This window comes from Aeromonas sp. QDB63 (assembly GCF_027707425.1).
In the GTDB taxonomy this organism is placed as follows: domain Bacteria; phylum Pseudomonadota; class Gammaproteobacteria; order Enterobacterales; family Aeromonadaceae; genus Aeromonas; species Aeromonas caviae.
The window spans coordinates 1-18,732 of record NZ_JAPCIS010000044.1 but is presented as its reverse complement, the minus strand read 5'-3'; the positions used below and the strand labels follow the sequence as shown (position 1 = coordinate 18,732).

13 protein-coding genes are annotated in these 18,732 nt (G+C 61.8%); 6 read left to right on the top strand and 7 right to left on the bottom strand.

The genetic code is table 11. The features are described from left to right. The first annotated feature begins 8 nt into the window (after nt 1-8). Nucleotides 9-3,047: a glycosyl hydrolase family 18 protein gene (locus tag PG879_RS18980; protein WP_442866273.1), complete on the top strand. Its 3,039-nt coding sequence runs from the start codon at nt 9-11 to the stop codon at nt 3,045-3,047. Nucleotides 3,048-3,441: 394 nt separating this feature from the next. On the opposite strand, the gene PG879_RS18975 is transcribed toward PG879_RS18980, so the two are convergent. The 7 genes from PG879_RS18975 to PG879_RS18945 form a co-directional block, all read right to left on the bottom strand. Next, nucleotides 3,442-4,677, bottom strand: coding sequence for a tetratricopeptide repeat protein (locus tag PG879_RS18975; protein WP_270830572.1), 1,236 nt, complete (start codon nt 4,675-4,677; stop codon nt 3,442-3,444). A gap of 11 nt (nt 4,678-4,688) precedes the next feature. Then, nucleotides 4,689-5,324, bottom strand: a complete 636-nt coding sequence (locus PG879_RS18970; RefSeq protein WP_010675477.1) for an energy transducer TonB — start codon at nt 5,322-5,324, stop codon at nt 4,689-4,691. Nucleotides 5,325-5,340: 16 nt separating this feature from the next. Next, nucleotides 5,341-5,748: an ExbD/TolR family protein gene (locus PG879_RS18965; protein ID WP_010675476.1), complete on the bottom strand. Its 408-nt coding sequence runs from the start codon at nt 5,746-5,748 to the stop codon at nt 5,341-5,343. A gap of 67 nt (nt 5,749-5,815) precedes the next feature. Next, nucleotides 5,816-6,343, bottom strand: a complete 528-nt coding sequence (locus tag PG879_RS18960) for a MotA/TolQ/ExbB proton channel family protein (RefSeq protein ID WP_010675475.1) — start codon at nt 6,341-6,343, stop codon at nt 5,816-5,818. A gap of 10 nt (nt 6,344-6,353) precedes the next feature. Continuing rightward, on the bottom strand, nt 6,354-7,727 hold the full coding sequence (locus tag PG879_RS18955; RefSeq protein ID WP_010675474.1) for a MotA/TolQ/ExbB proton channel family protein: 1,374 nt from the start codon (nt 7,725-7,727) through the stop codon (nt 6,354-6,356). Continuing rightward, nucleotides 7,724-8,488, bottom strand: a complete 765-nt coding sequence (locus PG879_RS18950) for a DUF3450 domain-containing protein (RefSeq protein ID WP_010675473.1) — start codon at nt 8,486-8,488, stop codon at nt 7,724-7,726. The genes PG879_RS18955 and PG879_RS18950 overlap by 4 nt, the downstream gene beginning before the upstream one ends. Nucleotides 8,489-8,590: 102 nt before the next feature. Further along, the gene (locus PG879_RS18945; protein WP_270830571.1) at nt 8,591-11,197 is read right to left on the bottom strand and encodes a TonB-dependent receptor plug domain-containing protein; all 2,607 of its coding nucleotides are present in this window, start codon (nt 11,195-11,197) and stop codon (nt 8,591-8,593) included. A 739-nt stretch (nt 11,198-11,936) separates the two neighbouring features. Here PG879_RS18945 and PG879_RS18940 point away from each other — a divergent pair. The 5 genes from PG879_RS18940 to PG879_RS18920 all read left to right on the top strand — a co-directional run bounded on the left by PG879_RS18940 (nt 11,937) and on the right by PG879_RS18920 (nt 18,067). Continuing rightward, nucleotides 11,937-12,962 carry an ABC transporter permease subunit gene (locus PG879_RS18940; RefSeq protein WP_010675471.1) on the top strand — a complete coding sequence of 342 codons (1,026 nt, stop codon included), beginning with the start codon at nt 11,937-11,939 and terminating at the stop codon, nt 12,960-12,962. 2 nt (nt 12,963-12,964) lie between these two features. Continuing rightward, nucleotides 12,965-14,008: an ABC transporter permease gene (locus PG879_RS18935; RefSeq protein ID WP_041212459.1), complete on the top strand. Its 1,044-nt coding sequence runs from the start codon at nt 12,965-12,967 to the stop codon at nt 14,006-14,008. Between the two features lie 82 nt (nt 14,009-14,090). Continuing rightward, entirely contained in the window at nt 14,091-15,908 is a 1,818-nt protein-coding gene (locus PG879_RS18930) for an extracellular solute-binding protein (RefSeq protein ID WP_182954959.1), read from the top strand. A 25-nt stretch (nt 15,909-15,933) separates the two neighbouring features. Next, on the top strand, nt 15,934-16,971 hold the full coding sequence (locus PG879_RS18925) for an ABC transporter ATP-binding protein (RefSeq protein ID WP_043154298.1): 1,038 nt from the start codon (nt 15,934-15,936) through the stop codon (nt 16,969-16,971). Nucleotides 16,972-17,065: 94 nt separating this feature from the next. Further along, nucleotides 17,066-18,067: an ABC transporter ATP-binding protein gene (locus PG879_RS18920; RefSeq protein ID WP_039040364.1), complete on the top strand. Its 1,002-nt coding sequence runs from the start codon at nt 17,066-17,068 to the stop codon at nt 18,065-18,067. Nucleotides 18,068-18,732 lie beyond the last annotated feature (665 nt).

The window sequence follows — 18,732 nt, the reverse complement described above, 5'->3', positions numbered from 1 at the left end:
ATAACAATATGCAACAGATCTTGAGGCCCAGCAGGCTTGCCATGCTGGTCGCCCTTGCGGCCGTCCCTGCCTGGGCGCAGGCCGCTTACCCCGCCTATCAGGCCGGCACAGCCTACAAGGCTGGCGACATCGTCAGCAACGCAGGCGCCCTCTATGAATGCAAGGAATTCCCTTACTCCGGTTGGTGCGGCGCGTCCCCCTATCACTATGCCCCCGGGGTGGGTGTGGTCTGGGCCGATGCCTGGAAGCTGTATGGTGGCGAGGTGCCGCCACCGTCCCTGGTCGTCGCCATCGGCTCCCCCGCCGTGGGTGCCAGCGTCAGTGAGGGGGCCAGTGTGGCCCTGGCGGTGACGCTGAGCGGCCCGGTCACGGCGCTCGCCCGGGTGGAATACCTCATCGACGGCACCCTGGTCGCCACCGCCACGGCTTCTCCCTGGAGTGCCAGCTGGTCTGCCGCCGGTGCGGGCAATCACGCCCTCAAGGCCCGGGCGCTGGATAAAGACGGCAAGGTGCTGAGCGAGGCGGATTCGAGCTTCAAGGTCGCCGCCGTGGTGGCGCCAGAGGCGCCCAGGGTGAGCATCGCAAGCCCCGCCGCCGGTGCCAGGGTGACCCTGGGCCGCGCCCTCACCGTGAGCGGCAATGTCACCGACGCCAATGACGACGTCGCCAAGGTCGAGCTCTTCGTGAATGGCCAGAAGGTTGGCGAGGACACCAGCGCCCCCTGGCAACTGAGCTGGACGCCCCAGAACAAGGGGCTGACCGGCCTCAAGCTGGTGGCGACCGACAAGACCAACCTCTCTGGCGAGTCGGCCCAGGTGGACGTGCAGGTGGAAGAGGCGGCCCTGCCCCCCACCGGCGGCAACCTCTCCTGCGACGTGCGCCAGATCTACCGCGCCGACGGCAGCGAGTGCATGGGGGATGACCACGGCCGCCGCGTCATCGGGTATTTCACCTCCTGGCGCACCGGCAAAAACGGCCTGCCCGCCTACCTGGTGAGCGACATTCCCTGGGACAAGATCACCCACATCAACTACGCCTTCGCGGCGGTGGACGAGCAGAGTCACACCATCAAGGTGGATGACGCCGCCACCAAGCTGACCTGGAACGGAGTGCCGAGCGCCGAGATGGATCCGGAGTTTGCCTATCAGGGTCACTTCAACCTGCTGTCCAAGTACAAGAAGCAGTACCCGGACGTGAAGACCCTCATCTCCGTCGGGGGCTGGGCCGATACCCGCGGCTTCTACGCCGCCACCACCAAGGGCGACTGCTCGGTCAACACCGCCGGCATCAACGCCTTTGCCGACTCGGCCGTGGGCTTCATCCGCCAGTACGGCTTCGATGGGGTGGATATCGACTACGAGTACCCCACCTCCATGAAGGATGCGGGCAACCCCAACGATTTCCCGCTCTCCAACCAGTGTCGCGGCAAGCTCTTTGCGAACTATGAAGTGCTGATGAAGACCCTGCGCAACAAGCTCGACAGCGCCGGCACCGAGGACGGTCGCAAGTACATGCTGACCATCGCCTCGCCGGCCTCGGCCTACCTGCTGCGCGGCATGGAGAACTTCCAGGTCATCCAGTACCTCGACTACATCAACCTGATGACCTATGACTTCCACGGTGCCTGGAACCACTTCGTCGGTCACAACGCCGCCCTGTTCGACAACAAGGCGGATCCCGAGTTGTCCCAGTGGGGTGTCTACACCCAGGCCCAGTTTGGCGGCATCGGCTATCTCAACTCCGCCTGGGCGGCCCACTACTTCCGTGGTGCCCTGGCGGCGGGCAAGATCAACATAGGGGTGCCCTATTACACCCGTGGCTGGCAGGGGGTCACCGGTGGCACCCACGGTCTGGGTGGCAAGGCGGCGCTGCCGAGCCAGAGCGATTGCCAGCCGGGCACCGGTGGCAGCACCATTCCGTGCGGCAACGGGGCGGTGGGCATCGACAACATCTGGCATGACCTTGACAAGAACGGCAAGGAGATTGGCGGTGGCGCCGTGCCCATGTGGCATGCCAAGAACCTGGAGCACGCCGCCAGCCTCGGCATCACCACCTTGCCGAGCTACGGCCAGGCCTGGGGTCTGGATCCCAACAACCCGGCCCACGTGATGCAAGGCCAGTATGTGCGTTACTACGACGACAAGGCCCATGCGCCCTGGCTCTGGAACGAGCAGAAGAAGGTGTTCCTCTCCACCGAAGATGAAGAGTCCATGGGTCACAAGCTCGACTACATCGTCAAGCGGGGCCTGGGGGGCGTCATGTTCTGGGAGATGGCGGGGGACTATGACTTTGACGCCGCGAAGAACGAGTACGTGATGGGCAGCACCCTCACCAGCCTCGCCTACGAGAAGTTCAGCAAGGCCGACAAGGCGGCCCTGAAGCAGAACGATCTGCCGGCTCCGGCCGCCCAGCTCGACATCGGCGTGAGCCTCTCCGGCTTCAAGGAAGGGGACTCCAACTACCCGATCAACCCGACCCTCAAGCTCACCAACAAATCGACCCAGACCATTCCGGGCGGCACCCGCATCGAGTTCCTGGTCCCCACCTCCACCTCAGACACCATCACCGACCAGAGCGGCATGGGGCTGAAAGTGGTGGAGAGCGGTGGCAACCAGAACTCGGACGGCATCGCCAATGAGAAGGACTTCCACAAGGTGGCTCTGACGCTGCCGGCCTGGAAAGCCTGGACGCCGGGCACCGACGTGGAAGTGGCCATGACCTACTACCTGCCGGCCGCCGGCGTGCCGAGTGGCATGCGCCTGATTGCCGGAAGCCAGACCATAGGTCTGAAGTCCGACTTCCCGGCCCTGGCCGAGGCGGTGCTGGGCAGCAGTGGTGGTGGTGACGGCGGCAGCGGTGGCACCACCTGTGCCAGCCAGAACGTCAACCCGGCGGACTACAATGCCTATCCGACCTGGCCGCGCGGGGATCACGCCAATGGCAACGACCGCATGACCAACGGCAAGGCGGTGTGGCAGGCCAACTGGTGGACCAGCAGCGAGCCCAAGGCGGGCGATGGCTGCTGGAAGCTGGTATGCAACTACTGAGTTGTCCCGGCTGCTGTGCCAGCAGCGAACTCAGAGCGGGCGACGGCAGCTGGAAGCTAGTGTGCAACTACTGAGTTGTCACGGCTGCTGTGCCAGCAGCGAACTCAGAGCGGGCGATGGTAGCTGGACGCTGGTATGCAGTGACTGATGACCTGTTGAAGGGGTTGCCCCCTCCCAACGCAACGACCCAATCCGGAGCCCAGGCTCCGGATTTTTTTGTGCCTTGTATCAGGAGAAGGGGGGGAAAGGGCAGGGGCGGTGCCATAAAAAAGACCGCTCCGAAGAGCGGCCAATTGCCACCAAGGCAATCTGCGGGGTGACCCCCTTGTCGATGTGTCGCGGCCCGGATGCCGAGTCGGGGAGATCCCCGCCCCGCCAGCCGGGCCGCGCAGCTTTATTGGGTGACGGCGCCGCCCTGCTGCTCTTTCAAGAAGCTGATCCAGGGGGAAGCGCGACCACTGACATTGCCATTCTGGGCGGCCTGAGTGAAGGCGGAGAGCGCCTCCTTGGGCTTTTGCTGCTCAAAATAGGCGACCCCGGTCAGGAACTTCAGGTCCGCCCGCTGCTCGCCGCTGGCGTTGGCGGCAGGTTTGGCGGCGAAGGCCACCAGATCCTGGTAGCGCTTGCTCTGGATCATCATGCGCGCCATCTTGAGCTGCAGCTCGGCATTGGGGGCCAGCTTGTAGGACTTGGCCAGGGTGTCGATGGCCGGGTCCAGCTCCTTGGCCTGATGCCAGTAGTTGGCCAGCGTCTTGTAGTTGGCCGCGGTGCTCTCGATCTGACCCTCCTTCATGGCCTTCTCCATCACGCGGGCGGCGCGGTGGGGAATGCCGGCGAAGGCGAGGTAGTTGGCCAGACGCTGCAACTCGTTGGCCTCGGTCAGCATGCCGAGGTTGTAGGCGCCTTCCAGCGCCGCCAGGGCCTTGGCATCGTTGCCCGCCTGCATGTGCATGGCCGACAGCTGGGTCCAGTACTTCTTCTTCTCCGGGTAGCGGTCGACCAGTGCGGTCAGCACCTCGGTAGCCGGCTTGTACTGCTTCAGCTCGTAGTGGGCCGCCATCTTCAGCAGGTACCAGGACTCCGGCGCCTTGCCCGCGGAGAGCTTGATCGCGTTGTCCACCGCCGGAATGGCTTCTCGATACTGCTTGAGCTGCACATGGGCGTTGGCCAGCGTGATGTAGGCGTGCGGGGTCGGCTTCTCGTCCTTGCCGAGGTTCTCGAACCACTGGTTCATGGTGCTGATGGAGGCCTTGAAGTTCCCCTCCGCCATGTAGAGCTGGGCCAGGTTGTAGCGCACCTGCTGGGCCACCGGGGGCGGCAGGCCGCCGGTGGCGATGGCGTCGGCGAAGTACTTGGTCGCCTGACCGTACTTCTCCTGCTGCGCCGCCACGAAGCCCAGGGTCTGCAAAATGACCCCCTTGTCGTAGACCCGCTCGCCAGCGCCGGACAGCGCCTCCTGCAGCTTGGCATTGGCCTCGCCGTATTTCTTCTCGGTGATCAACGCCTGGGCCTTGTTGACCGCGCGGTAGGCGCGGTCAGACAGGGCGGGTTGTTCGGCGGCCCAGGTGGCGGTGCTGAGCAGCACCGCCATGGCCACCGGGGCGAGGATCAGGGTATGTAACTTTTTCATCGCCACCCTCCTTAGTTGGTCGCAAACTCGATCTCTTGCTGCATGCGACTGGCCTGCGGCTTGCCGTCCACCATGGCCGGTTTGAAGGTCCACTTGGCGATGGTCTGGCGCGCCGCCTTGCCGAGGTCATAGCTGCGGGGCTCTTCCTTGACGATGCGGATGTTGCTCACGGTACCGCGCTCGGTGACGGTGAACTCCACCAGCACCTTGCCGGACGCAAGACCGGCCAGGGCCGCCTTGCGGGGCATCATGGGCTCGAAGGTCGCCATCGGGATGGCGCCGTTGTTGCCGCCCATGCCGCCGCCACCGCCGCCGGTGCTGTAGGCACCCAGGGCGTTGCCGCCACCGATGTTGACCGGGATGTCGAGTTTGGGCATGTCCATGGGGGAGCTGTCCATCTTAGGCCTGTCCGTGCTCGCCACCTCCATCTCGGGCGGGGGAGGCGGGCGTTTCGGGGGCGGCGGTTTGGGCAGTTCCCGTTGTTTCTCTTGCAGGGTCTCCTGAGGCTTGAGGCGGATGAAGTCGGTCATGGTGACGTCCTCCCGCTCCGTCAGCTCCCGGTGATCCGGCGTGATGAGCTTGTTCATTCCCAGAAACAGGAAGAACACCACCACGCAGGAGACCGCTAACGATATCAGGTATCTCATGGCATTCGCTCCGGCATCAGCTGCTCTTGTCGGCGGCGATGGAGATGTTCTGGACACCGGCCATGCGGATCTGGTCCATGACCTGCACCACCAGACCGGAACGGGATTCGCTGTCGGCCTGGATCACCACGGCGCTCTCCGGGTTCTCCGCCCGCAGCCGCTCGATATTGGCACGCACGGCACCCACTTCGACGATGCGCTTGTCGACCCAGACCTGGCCGTTCTCGCGGACCGCGACCATGATGTTCCCCTTCTTTACCGTCTCGGCCGTGCTGGCGCTCGGGCGGTTGATCTCCACGCCGGACTCCTTGACGAACGAGGTGGTGACGATGAAGAAGATCAGCATGATGAACACGATGTCCAGCATGGGGGTCAAATCGATGGCCGCCTCGTCAGCACCGCTGTCGCTGTGACGTTTTCTCATGGCAAAAAACTCCTTGCTTGTTCTGTGCCCCGGCGGGCATGGCCCGGCCGGGGATGTGCATCCTGCATCAGCCGTGTTTCAGGTTGTCTTCCAGCTTCTGCACCGCCAACTTGGCCTTGTGATCGAGCCGGCTGACAAAAAACAGGCCGGAAAGGGCGGCAATCATGCCCGCCATGGTCGGTACCGTCGCCTTGGAGATCCCCGAGGCCATCGCCCTGGGGGAGCCGGTGCCGGTAATGGCCAGGGTATCGAACACCTGCACCATGCCGACCACGGTCCCAAGCAGCCCCATCAGCGGGCAGAGGGCGATCAGCACCTTGATGACCGGCATCCCCTTGTCCACCGCCATGGCGACCCGGGAGACCAGCTCGCGGCGGATCTGCCTGGCAGACCAGGAGAGGTGATCGGTGCGGGCCAGCCAGGCCGTCTTGGTCTGCTTCACCTGCTGGGGATAGACCGCCATGAAGTAGAACCAGCGCTCCAGCAGCAGGGCCCACATCATCAGGGTCAGGAAGAACAGGGCGACCAGCACGTCGCCCCCCAATCCCAGAAACCGGCGGACCGACTCGACTTCTTCAATCAACCAGAACCACATGGGTGACTCCTTAGGCTGCGGCTTTGGCGGCGTGCAGACGTTCCTGATAACGGGCAACGAAACCGGCGCTCTGCTCTTCCAGTACCTGGATCAGACGGCGGCTCTGGGTCTGCACGATGGTGTAGAGGAACAGCATGGGCACGGCCACGACCAGACCCTGCATGGTGGTCACCAGGGCCTCGGAGATACCGCCCGCCATCAGCTTGGGATCGCCGGTACCGAACAGGGTGATGGCCTGGAAGGTGGCAATCATCCCGACCACGGTACCCAGCAGGCCCAGCAGCGGGGCGACGGAGGCGATCAGCTTGATGAGGCTGATGCCCTTCTCCAGCTTGGGCACGTTGCGCAGGATGATCTCGTCGAGCTTGGATTCCAGATCCTCGATGTTGTCACCCCGGTGATCCTGGTAGGCACCCAGCATCTCGCCGATGGGGTTGCCCTTGATGATCTGCTCGGATTTCAGCTGCTTGCGCATGGCACCGCCGATGAGGGAGAGACGAGCGCCGCAGAACAGGGCCAGCAGGGTACCGATGACACCCAGCGCCAGGATCACGTAGCCCACGGAGCCACCCTGATCGATGCGCTCCTTGAGGGTCGGCGATTGCACCAGCAGGGAGAGGATCACGCCACGGGACGGGTCGATGAAGATGGGTTCGACGCTGCCGCCACCCTGTTCAAACTTGGCGACCGGTTCCAGCACCGCGTTCTCGGGCTGGCGGGAGAGTTGTTCGAACTTGCCGGTCTCCGGCACGAAGGTGAGGTACTTGCCTTCGGAGACGGTGTTGAACTCGCCGATCTGGGTCACGGTCTTCTGGGCCTGGTTGCCCTCGCCGTAGACCACGGTGGCCGGGATCTGGCTCACCTTGCCACCGTCGACCATGCGGCTGAGGGTGGTGGTCCAGAAGGCGGTCAGGTCATCGCTGGAGGGCAGCTCCTTGCTCTCGGCCAGGCGAGTCAGCAGGGCAGTCTGCTCGGGATGTTCGACCCGGCGGGCGGAGGCATTGAAGATCCCCTTGAATTCACCGGCGAACTGGCGCAGCACGCCAAACATCTCGCCCATGTTGCCGGAGCGCTGGCGCAGGGTCTCGGTCAGCTCGGTGAGCTGCTTGTCGTTGGCATCGAAGGTGGCCTTGAGCTTTTCGCCCCTGGCGACTTCGGCGGCGAGATCCGCCTTGGCCTTGGCGAGCAGGGCCCCTTGTTCGTTCTTGTCAGCCAGGAAGCGGGCTTCCCGCTCCTTGTTGAGCTGGGATTCGCTGGTGCTGGCGGCCTTGACCTGATTGAGCAGGGCGTTGAGATCCACCGGCTTCTCGGCGGCGGTCACCGGCAGGGTGACCAGGGTAGCGCCCGCGATCAGCGAGGCGATGGCAAGTTTGATTCCTTTCATGATGCTTTCTCCGCAGTTTGAACCGGCAGCTTGATGAGGGCGGGGGGCGCCTGCTTCTTCGCGATGCGAAGGCCTTGTTCAACCGCACTGCGATACTCCTGGGGCAGTACTTCCCACTGGCGGGTCTTCTTGTTCCACATGCCGGTCTCGTTGCCATCCGGGGACTGGTAGAGCAGGGCGATGCGGCCGACGCGCAGGAACTCGTAGGTCTTCTCGTCCCCATCCTTGTCCAGGCTCGCCTTGTAGGCTTCGATGGTGCGGCTGAAGCCCTCCTCGATCTGGTAGGCCTCGAGGATCTTGCGGTACTTCTCGGAGATGGTGACGTCGGCCCGGTTCATGAGATCGGTCAGGGCCGCCACGCGGTCCTCACGCTCCACCTTCTGGAACGGCAGGTCCAGGGAGACGAACTGCTCGAGGGAGTCGATCATCTTGAGCATCAAGGGCACCACTTCGGTGCTGGTCTGGTCGATCTGGGCGATCTGCTTTTGCATGGAGGCGAGTTCGGCGCTCTGGGAGTCGACCATCTTGCCCACTTGCTCGTTGTAGGCGCGCAGGCTGTCCACCTGGCGCAGGGCGGCCTTGTACTGAGCCAGGGCAGACTCGGCAGACTCGGCGTAGCTGTCGATCTTCTGCTGGGAAACTTTGGATGCATTGTCGGTGGCGGCTTGAGCGTCCACGGCCTGACCGGCGGTGGCGGCACTCAGATTGAAGCTGGTCAGCAAGGCAGCCGAAATCAGGCTGCCGAGGAGCGCTTTCTTCATTGTAATTGTCCTTGTCTTCATAGGATTACCCTATCTCCGTAACTTCCTTGGGACCTTGGGCAAAGCCGGCCCGAACGGGCCGGCTTGTGGTTTGCTGGTGGATTAGAACTTCTGGCTGTAGTCGAGGTAGTAGATGCGACCGTCGATGCTGTAGAGCTCGTCGTCATAGGTGAAGCCATCGCTCTCGAGGGACGGGCCCACGTTGAACATGTTCTTCACGCCGACCTGGATCTTGCCGTTCCAGGGCGCTTCCACACCGACGTTCAGGTTCCAGGTGGTCTGGGACGCGATGTGGCCCACTTCCTCACCGGTATCGGCGATGTAGTCCTGGCTCTGGGAGTCGATGTAGTTCGCGCTCAGGTAGGTATCCATGTTCCACCATTGGGGAACGTTGATACCCACACCGGAGCTGAAGCGCATCTGGGGCAGACCGTTCTGGCCGATCTTGTCGATGACGGGACCACCGGCGTACAGACCTTCCTTGTATTTCAGGATGTAGGTACCGCCCAGGTCATAACGCACGGTGGCGTAGTTCAGGTCGTAGGTGTAATCCACCTTCAGGTCGAGGCCGGAGGTCTCGAGGGTCCCCAGGTTGACCATGGGAGCGATGGCGCTACCGATCTTGCCCTGGCTGTTGCGGGTGATGCTGCTGGAGCTGCCGCTGTTCAGTTCGTCATAGATGAGAGACTGCAGGGAGTTCAGCTGGATCACGTCCTCGATCTTGATGGTGTAGTAGTCCAGGGAGAGGTTCAGGTCATCCACCGGGCTGTAGGCCACCCCGAAGTTCCAGGTGTCCGCGGTCTCTTCCTTCAGATCCTCGTTGGAGGTACGGGTGGTGGTGTACTGGCGGTTCGGGCAGTCTGTCGCGGAGATGCCGTTGGCCTCGCAGTAGACGTAATCCTTCGCCCAGTCGGCGGACTCGGAATCAGCCGAGTAGAGATCGCTCAGGCTGGGGGCGCGGAACGAACGGGACCAGGAGGTGCGCAGCATCAGGTTGTCCAGCGGCTGGTAACGCAGGCTCGCCTTGGGGGAGAAGGCGCTGCCGAAGTCGCTGTACTTGTCGAAGCGACCGGCCACGTTCAGCTCGATCTGCTCGGTGATGGGCACCAGGGACTCGATGTAGGCGGCAGTCACGTCACGAACGCCACCGGAGGAGTTGCCTGCGGAGCCGATGATGTTGCCTGCTTCGGACTGGGCGTCGTACTTGTCGGCATAGACCCAGTCGTTGTACTCGGCACCGGCGTACCAGCTGACCGGACCGGCCGGCAGTTCACCCATGTCCCACTGGACACCGGCGTACCACTGGTAGAAGTCCATGGTGGCGCGGCGGCTGGTGTCGGCGGCCATGGAGGCCGTGCTCTGGGGGTCGAACTCGCCACCGACGAACTTGCCGTCAGCGATCGCCTGCTGGGCGGCGGACTTCAGCACGTAACCGGTGCCGTTCTCCTTGTTGTCGGTCTTGGAGTACATGTAGCCGGCGTTCCACTGCATGTCGCCGACGCTTTCGGTGGCGATGGTGCCTTCGACGCCGAGGTTCATGCTGCCGGTGGTGTCGGTGACATAGTTGTCACGGGGACCGACGTTGCTGAAGCGGTAGTAGGCGTAGGCAGCCTCACCCAGACCCTGGGTGGCGGCGGCATCCAGGCCGTTGTCGGCGAAGAACTGGGCATTCTTCGGGTTGGCCGGGTCAATGGTGAAGGCACCGGCGGCCGGGGCGAAGCGGCCGAAACTCTCGACCCGGGAGCCGATGATCTGTGGCACGAAGTCCACGTTGTCGTTGATGTGGTAGCGACCGTTTACGTACAGGGTGTCACGGCTGCGGGAGGCCGTGGTGGCCGCGACCTGGCCGTAGTTGAAGTTACAGCCGCCCTCGAAGCCGACGAAGGGCTCCTTGCATGAGCCGTCGGCATTGGTGGCGCCGGCCAGGGGGCCGTATTTCCAGATGGGGTCGCCGTTGGCGTCAAGACCCGTGATCCCCTCCACGTTGCGGCCGTAGGCGCTGGGGGAGTCGTTGCCCTGCTTGGCAAGATAGTCCCGATCGCGACTGTAGATGACGTCCTTCTTGTCGTGCTCGTAGACCGCCATCAGGGAGCCCTTCTCGCCGGCCACCCCTGCCACGATGGAGCCGCTCTTCTCGTCGCCGCCCTCTTCGCTCGGGGAGCCAATGCGGCCCTGGAAGTCCAGCCCTTCGTAGCCCTCTTTGAGCACCACGTTGATCACGCCACCAATGGCGTCGGAACCGTAGATGGCGGAGCCGCCGTCCAGGTTGACCTCGACCCGCTCAACGGCGGCCATGGGGATGGTGTTGAGGTTGATGGAGGTGCCGCCCATGGTGGGGGAACCCGCTACCCGCTTGCCGTTCAGCAGAACCAGGGTACGCTCGGAACCCAGGCCGCGCAGGCCGACGGTGGATTGGGACTGGAAGGAGCTGCCGGAGGCAGGGGAGACGCCGCCAAAGGAGTTGTAGGAGGCTTGCTTGAGGTAATCGGCGACGGTCTGCTGACCGGATTGCTCGATTTTCGCCTTGGTCACGGAGACGACCGGGGTGGAGCCTTCCACATCGACCCGGGAGATCCGGGAGCCGGTGACCTTGATTTTTTGCAGTTTTTCTACGTTCTGGCCCTCTTCGGCCAGGACAGGGGTGGCCACAACTGCCGCGCTCGCCAAGGCAAACGCTACGGCAGCAGAGAGTCTGCTTTTCCTAAGCATCGCTAGTATCCTTCCTGATTGTTTATTGTTTGCTTCCATTACCGCCCTCGTTGGAGCGGTGCGTAAGGCTTATCAAGGTTTGGTGATGGACGTCAAATGGAGCGGCGGGGATGGGGGCTGCAGGGGGAATTAGATGGGAATATGCACTTGATGGAATATTTTTGGCGTTTTATTCCGTAAATGTCGCGTCAGCTTATGTAAAGATGTTGTTAAGTTCGATTTTTACAATTTTATTGATTATTTTTGAACTTATCGATAAGTCGCTTGTCACTCCAGTGTCGATATCGAGAAAACGGTTTTTTGCAGTATTTTCATCTGCTTTTATGGCGAGAGCGTTTTCCGGGGAACGGAGGGTGGGGGCGGCTATCCCTCTTCTTTTATAGGTAAATGAGAAAATAACCCGACTTATCCTTAACTTGTTGATTTCGTTCTGCTTGATATGGATTAAAACACCTGTGTAATTAATTTTTTAATAATTAAAATCGAGTTGGACGGGTAGGCGTAGCAGTTTTTTATATTGAAGTTGGTTTTTTTGGAAAAAATCATCCGCGGGATATGCTGCGGGGGGACATTCCCGGTCGCAGACAGAGTTCTACTTGATTTTTGTTGCAGAGCTTTTACAGTGACCGAGCCGGATTGTCTGTCAATGCCAGTCAATTCAGTGAGTAATGCCAGGTAAGGATAGGCCCGTCACCGGATGTGACTGGCCATAAAAGAACAACAAGGACGAGGTTCCACCATGCTGTCGTATTTCCTACGTCGGATGCTTTTGATCATCCCGACGTTTCTCGGTATCACCCTGCTCGTCTTCACCATCACCCGCTTCGTGCCGGGCGGCCCGGTCGAGCGCATGCTGCTGCAGGCGCAGGTCTCGCAAAACGAGTCCGGCCGCTCCAGTGGCAGCAAGGGGGCGCAGGCACTCTCCGACGAACAGATTGAAGAGCTCAAGGCGTTCTACGGTCTCGACAAGCCCATGCTGGTCGCCTACTGGGACTGGTTGCAGAAGCTGGCGGTGCTGGATCTCGGGGAGTCGACCCGTTATTACGAGCCGGTGTGGGATCTCATCAAGGAGAGGTTGCCGGTGACCGCCTTCTTCGGGCTCGCCACCTTTCTGCTGAGTTATGCCGTCTCCATCCCGCTCGGGGTGGCCAAGGCGCTCAGGCACAACAGCCGCTTCGATTCCCTGAGCTCGATGCTCATCTACATGGCCTATGCGCTGCCCGCCTACGTGGTGGGGATCTTCCTCATCACCGTCTTTGCGTTCCATCTGGAGTGGCTGCCCATGGGGGGCTTCCCGGGGGACGAGTTTGACGGGATGGAGAGCAGCTGGGATCAGATCCGCACCGTCTTCGCCCACGCCCTGCTGCCGCTCATCGCCTACGCCATCGGGGATTTCGCCATCCTCACCATGACCATGAAGAACAGCCTGATGGAGAACCTGTCGGCGGATTATGTGCGCACCGCCGTGGCCAAGGGGTTGCCGTTTCGCAAGGCGGTGACCGATCACGCCATGCGCAACAGCCTGATCCCCATCGCGAGTCACTTAGGGTCGGTGCTCACCGTCTTCTTCGGGGGCTCCTTCCTCATCGAGACCATCTTCAACATCGACGGCATCGGCCTGCTCGGTTATGAGGCCATTGTCGAGCGGGATTACCCCACCGTCATGGGCATTCTGGCCATCACCTCCATGCTGATGCTGGTGGGCAACATTGTCTCCGACATCTGCGTTGCCCTGGTCGATCCCCGCGTGCGGTTTGGAGAGTGAGCATGAACCTGAATCCGGTAACGCTGAAAAAACTCAAGCGCTTCAAGTCGATAAAGCGCGGCTACTACTCCTTTGTCATCTTTTCGGTCCTGGTGGTCATCTCTCTGCTGGCGGAACTGCTGGTCAACAGCCGGGCCCTGGCGGTGAGTTATCAGGGGGAGCTCTATTTCCCCACCTATGGGGACGTGATCCCGGGCCAGCACTTCGGGCTCGACTACGAGTACGAGACCAACTACCGCCAGCTCAAGAGCCAATTTGCGAAGGAAGATAAGGGGGATTGGGTGTTGCTGCCCCTGGTCCCCTGGAACCCCTATGAGCAGGACTTCAAGGAGGAAGCCTATCCGCCCTATGCCCCGAGCCTGGCGGAGCGCCACTTCCTCGGCACCGACACCAGCGGTCGCGATGTATTGGCACGGCTGGTCTACGGCTTTCGCATCGCCATCGGCTTTGCCTTCATCGCGCTGGTGGCGAGCTATGTCATCGGGGTCAGCATCGGCTGCATGATGGGGTTCCTCGGCGGTCGATTCGATCTCCTGATGCAGCGTTTCATCGAGATCTGGTCCCAGGTGCCCTTCCTCTACGTCATCATGATCCTGGTCTCCCTGGCCAAGCCGAACTTCGGCCTGTTCGTCGGTATCAACGTGCTGTTTGGCTGGATGGGGATCACCTGGTACATGCGCACCCTCACCTACAAGGAGCGGGCGCGGGACTACGTGATGGCGGCGCGGGCCCAGGGGGCGAGCACCCGGCGCATCATCTTCAACCACATTCTGCCCAATACCCTGATGATGATCGTCACCCTGGCCCCGTTTGCCGTGGTGGGCAACATCTCCACCCTGACGGCGCTGGACTACCTGGGCTTTGGCCTGGCGCCGCCGACCCCGAGCTGGGGGGAGCTGCTCTCCCAGGGGATCAACAACCTCGACGCCATCTGGATCGTGAGTTCGGTGGTGGCGGCGGTGAGCCTGGTGCTCATCATGGTCTCCTTCATCGGGGAGGCCATCCGGGAGGCGTTCGATCCGCGCAAATTTACCCGTTATCAGTGAGCGGTGGCGCCTTGCCAGGGCACATCGACAGGACCCTTAATGAAGACGCCCCCAGTGCAGGGGCATGACCAGGAAGTCAAACATGAACAATAAAATCAAATGGACAGGTGCTCTCTTTCTGCTGTTGAACGGATCCTGGGTGTGGGCGGCTAGCCTGCCCGCGGATCTGACGTGGGAGACCAACGACACCGACCCCGTGTTCGCCTCTCCCAAGGCGCTGCCCGGCGGCAACCTCAATCTCTTCGTCGACAGCTTCCCGCTGACGTTTCGCACCGTGGGGCCGGATTCCAACGGCTCGTTCCGCTCCTTCATCCTCGACAACCAGATGAGGCTCATCAGCTTCCATCCCAACACGGGCAACCCCATTCCGGCCCTGGCGAATGCCTGGGCCATCGCGCCGGACAGCCAGACCGTCTATTTCAAGCTCGACCCGCGCGCCAAGTGGTCCGACGGCAAGCCGGTCACCGCCGATGACTACACCTTCGGCTACGAGATGATGCGCTCCAAGGACATCAAGGGCCCCTGGTTCAACAACTACTACACCACCGAGGTGGTGGCGGTGGAGAAGATTGACGACCACACCATCCTGGTCAAAGCGGGCAGCCGCAAGGCCAAGCTCGATCTCCTCAACACCACCGAACTGTGGCCCCAGCCCAAGCACTACTACAAGATGGGCCCGAACTGGGTGAAGCAGTACAACTGGGCCGTGGTACCCACCACGGGCCCTTACGTGATGAGCGACGTGAAGAAGGGCAAGTCCGTCACCTTCAGCAAGCAGAAGGAGTGGTGGGCAAAAGACGATCGCTACAACCAGCACAGGTTCAACCTCGACACCATCAAGGTGCAGGTGATCCGCGACCACAACATCGCGTTCCGCCACTTCCTCAAGGGGGAGCTGGACACCTTCGAGATGATCCTGCCCAACTGGTGGCATGAGAAGGCGGTCACCCCGGAGTACAAGCAGGGATACGTGCAGAAGGTGATGGCCATGACCGACACCAAGCAGGGGGGTCAGGGGGTTCACCTCAACGTGGCCAATCCCAAGCTGGCGGATCTCAACGTGCGGGTCGGCATTCAGCACGCCTTCAACATCGACAAGATGATAGAGACGGTGCTGCACGGCGACTATGACCGCGCTACCACCTTCGGCTCAGGCTTCGGGGCCTTCACCGACATCGCGCTGCCGGAGCGGGCCTACGACATCGCCAAGGCACGGGAGTACTTCGCCAAGGGCGGTTACGGCAAGCAGGGACCGGACGGCATCCTGCAAAATGACAAGGGAGAGCGGCTCACCCTGGCCCTCACCTACACCAGCCAGGAGCACTCCAAGCGGCTGACCGTGCTCAAGGAAGAGGCCAAGAAGGCGGGCCTGGATCTGGAACTCAATCTGGTGGATGGCGCCACCGGCTTCAAGGTGATGCTGGAGAAGAAACACGAGGCGGCCTGGCTTGGCTGGGGGGGCGGCGGTCTCTATCCGCAATACTGGGAGTCCTTCCACTCCGACAACGCCAACAAGCCCCAGACCAACAACCTGTTCAACGTGGCTGACAAAGAGCTCGACAGCCTGATCGACGCCTACAACGTCGAGTTCGACATGGACAAGCGGGCCGCGCTTTCCCACCAGATCCAGCAGCGCATCTATGATCTCGCCATCTTCGTGCCCGGGGTTCAGCTCAACTACGTGCGAGCCAGCAGCTGGCGCTATGTGATGCTGCCGGAGGTGCCCGCCACCCGCAACACCCCGGATCTGCTCTACTGGCCCATGGATGGCTACCCCCACAGCAGTGGCGGCCTGCTCTGGATCGATCCCAAGGTGAAGGAGGAGACCCAGAAGGCCAAGGCTGACGGCAAGTCGCTGGCCCCCATCACCCTGATCGACAAGACCTATGCACATCATTGATGTGGCCCAGAAGGGAGCAGCAGTCATGCCCAACACACAGGCCACCGCCCCCGGCACCAGCGATCATGAGGGGCAGTCTCTGTCCCCCATCCTCGAGGTGCGGGATCTCGAGGTGGAGTTCGCCGTCGACGACGGCAAGATCAAGGTGCTCGACGGGGTCAGCTTCCAGGTCGCCCCGGGCAAAACCCTGGGGATAGTCGGCGAGTCCGGCTGCGGCAAGAGCGTCACCTCGCTGGCCATCATGGGGTTGCTGCCAAGGCCCCACGGTCAGGTGGTGGCGGGCTCCATCCGCTTTCAGGGGGAGGAGCTGCTCAATCTGCCGCCGGAGCAGATGTACAAGGTGCGTGGCAACCGTATCTCCATGATCTTTCAGGAGCCCATGACGGCCCTCAACCCGGTGCAGACGGTCGGCGATCAGCTGATGGAGGTGTTTCGCCTCCACCGCCCCGATTACAGCAAGGCCCAGCGCCGTGACGCCGCCATCGCCATGTTGAAGAAGGTGGGGATCCCCGAGCCTGCCCAGCGTTTCGCGGCTTATCCCCACAATCTTTCCGGCGGTATGCGCCAGCGGGTGATGATCGCCATGGCGCTGGCCTGCGAACCGGCCCTGCTCATCTGCGACGAGCCGACCACGGCGCTCGATGTGACCATCCAGGCCCAGATCCTGGATCTGATGAAGGAGCTGCAAGCCCAGACCGGCATGGCCATCATCTTCATCACCCACGATCTCGGGGTGGTGGCGGAGCTGTGCGACGAGGTGGTGGTGATGTATGCCGGGCGTGCGGTGGAGCGGGCCGATATCTATGAACTGTTTGACCACCCGCGCCATCCCTATACTCATGGTCTGATGGCCTCGATCCCGCGTCTGGAAGATGTGCCAAAGAGCCTGCTCAAGACCATCAAGGGTCAGGTGCCCGCCCTGCACGAGATGCCGGCGGGGTGCCGTTTCTCCAACCGCTGCCCCCATGCCACGCCCCTTTGCGTGGAGACCATACCGGTGACCGAGCAGTTGAGCGAACGCCACGGGGTGGCCTGCCACCACTGGAAGGAGGTGAGCCTATGAACGGCCTGGTGCGGGGACGGGGTGTCGCAGGGCAGCCAGGCGGCGGGAAGGCGACCAGGTCGTCTGCTGCCATGAATCGTCGGGGATGGAAGTCATGACCAGCTTGTTGTCGGTAAGCAATTTAAAGCAGCATTTCAAGATGGGTGGCGGTTTCTTGCGCAAGCAATACACCGTCTACGCGGTGGATGGCATCAGCTTTGATCTCAAGCAGGGGGAGACCCTTGGCCTGGTGGGGGAGTCGGGATGCGGCAAGTCCACCCTGGGGCGTTCGTTGCTCAAGCTGTTCGAGCCGAGCGCCGGCTCCATCACCTTCGAGGGGCGTGACATCACCCACCTCTCGCCCAAGGAGATGCGATCCCTGCGTCAGGAGATGCAGATCGTGTTCCAGGATCCCGCAGAATCCCTCAACAGCCGCCACACGGTTGGGCAGATCCTGGAGGAGCCTTTCATCATCCACGGCAAGGGCAACGCCGAACAGCGCCGGACATGGGTGCAGGAGCTGCTGGAGAAAGTCGGCTTGCCCGGCAGCGCGGTGGATCGCTACCCCCATGAGTTCTCTGGTGGCCAGCGCCAACGTATCGGCATCGCCCGCGCCATCGCCCTCAAGCCCAAACTGCTGGTGTGTGACGAGGCGGTGTCGGCGCTCGACGTGTCGGTGCAGTCCCAGATCGTGAACCTGCTGCTCAATCTGCAGCGGGAGATGAACCTCGCCATCATCTTCATCGCCCATGACCTGTCGGTGGTCAAGCACATCTCGGACAGGATTGCGGTGATGTATCTGGGCCGGATCGTCGAGCTGGCCGAGGCCCAGGCTCTCTACCTGGCACCGCGCCATCCCTATACCCAGGCGCTCATCTCCGCCATTCCGGTGCCGGATCCGCGGCGGCGCAGCCAGCGCATCCTGCTGACGGGGGATGTACCGTCCCCCATCTCGCCGCCGAGTGGCTGCCACTTTCACCAGCGCTGTCCCCATGCAACGGATCTGTGCCGCACCCGCTCGCCCGCCCTTGAGGCGTGCGGCGGGCAGGGGCATCAGGTGGCCTGCCATTTCCCCTTGCCCGTGCAGGAGGCGGTGCCGTTGGGAAAGGCGATATGATGCCGGCGCCCGCCGCGTCGCGACCGGCATCGCTGCAAGGTGGCACCGAGGAGGCGCAATAAAGGCGGAAACGGGATAAAAAAATGGGGCCTGCGGGCCCCATCTTCATGGTTGGAGTTCAGGTTTGGCCGTGGAAATTCTGGCCCGGGCAGGACAGCGCCCCGATGGGGGTGGCTGCTGTGTGGATTGCTGAGTTGTTTTGTAGTTTTATTACGTTGCTAATTTCAACTTCCGGACAGGCGATATCAGGCGCCATAACGGAAGTAGTAATTGCGGGTTGCAGGCGCATAAGTGTCTTTCTCTTCAGCACCTTTCTTGCTGGTTGCACCCTTCAGGTGGAACAGCACTGCCAGATTCTCGAACATATGATGACCTCGTTTCTCTGTGGTTCATGGGTTGTGTGACCTTGGTCACGTTCTGATCCTAGGGGCATATGTGAGCTGGATCAACTTTTTGTGTTGTAAATTTACATAAATCATGGAAAGGGTTTTCAAATGCAGACCTGTTCATGGATACGATTTCAAGCCAGGGCCACGTATGGAATCGGGGATGTGAGAGAGGTGGCCGAGGAGGAAGTACAAAAAAGATGGCGCTGTCCCAATTACATGTTGAAAGGCTAACCTTGAAGTAGGTCATCACCCTGAGGGCCTCCATCATGGATACCC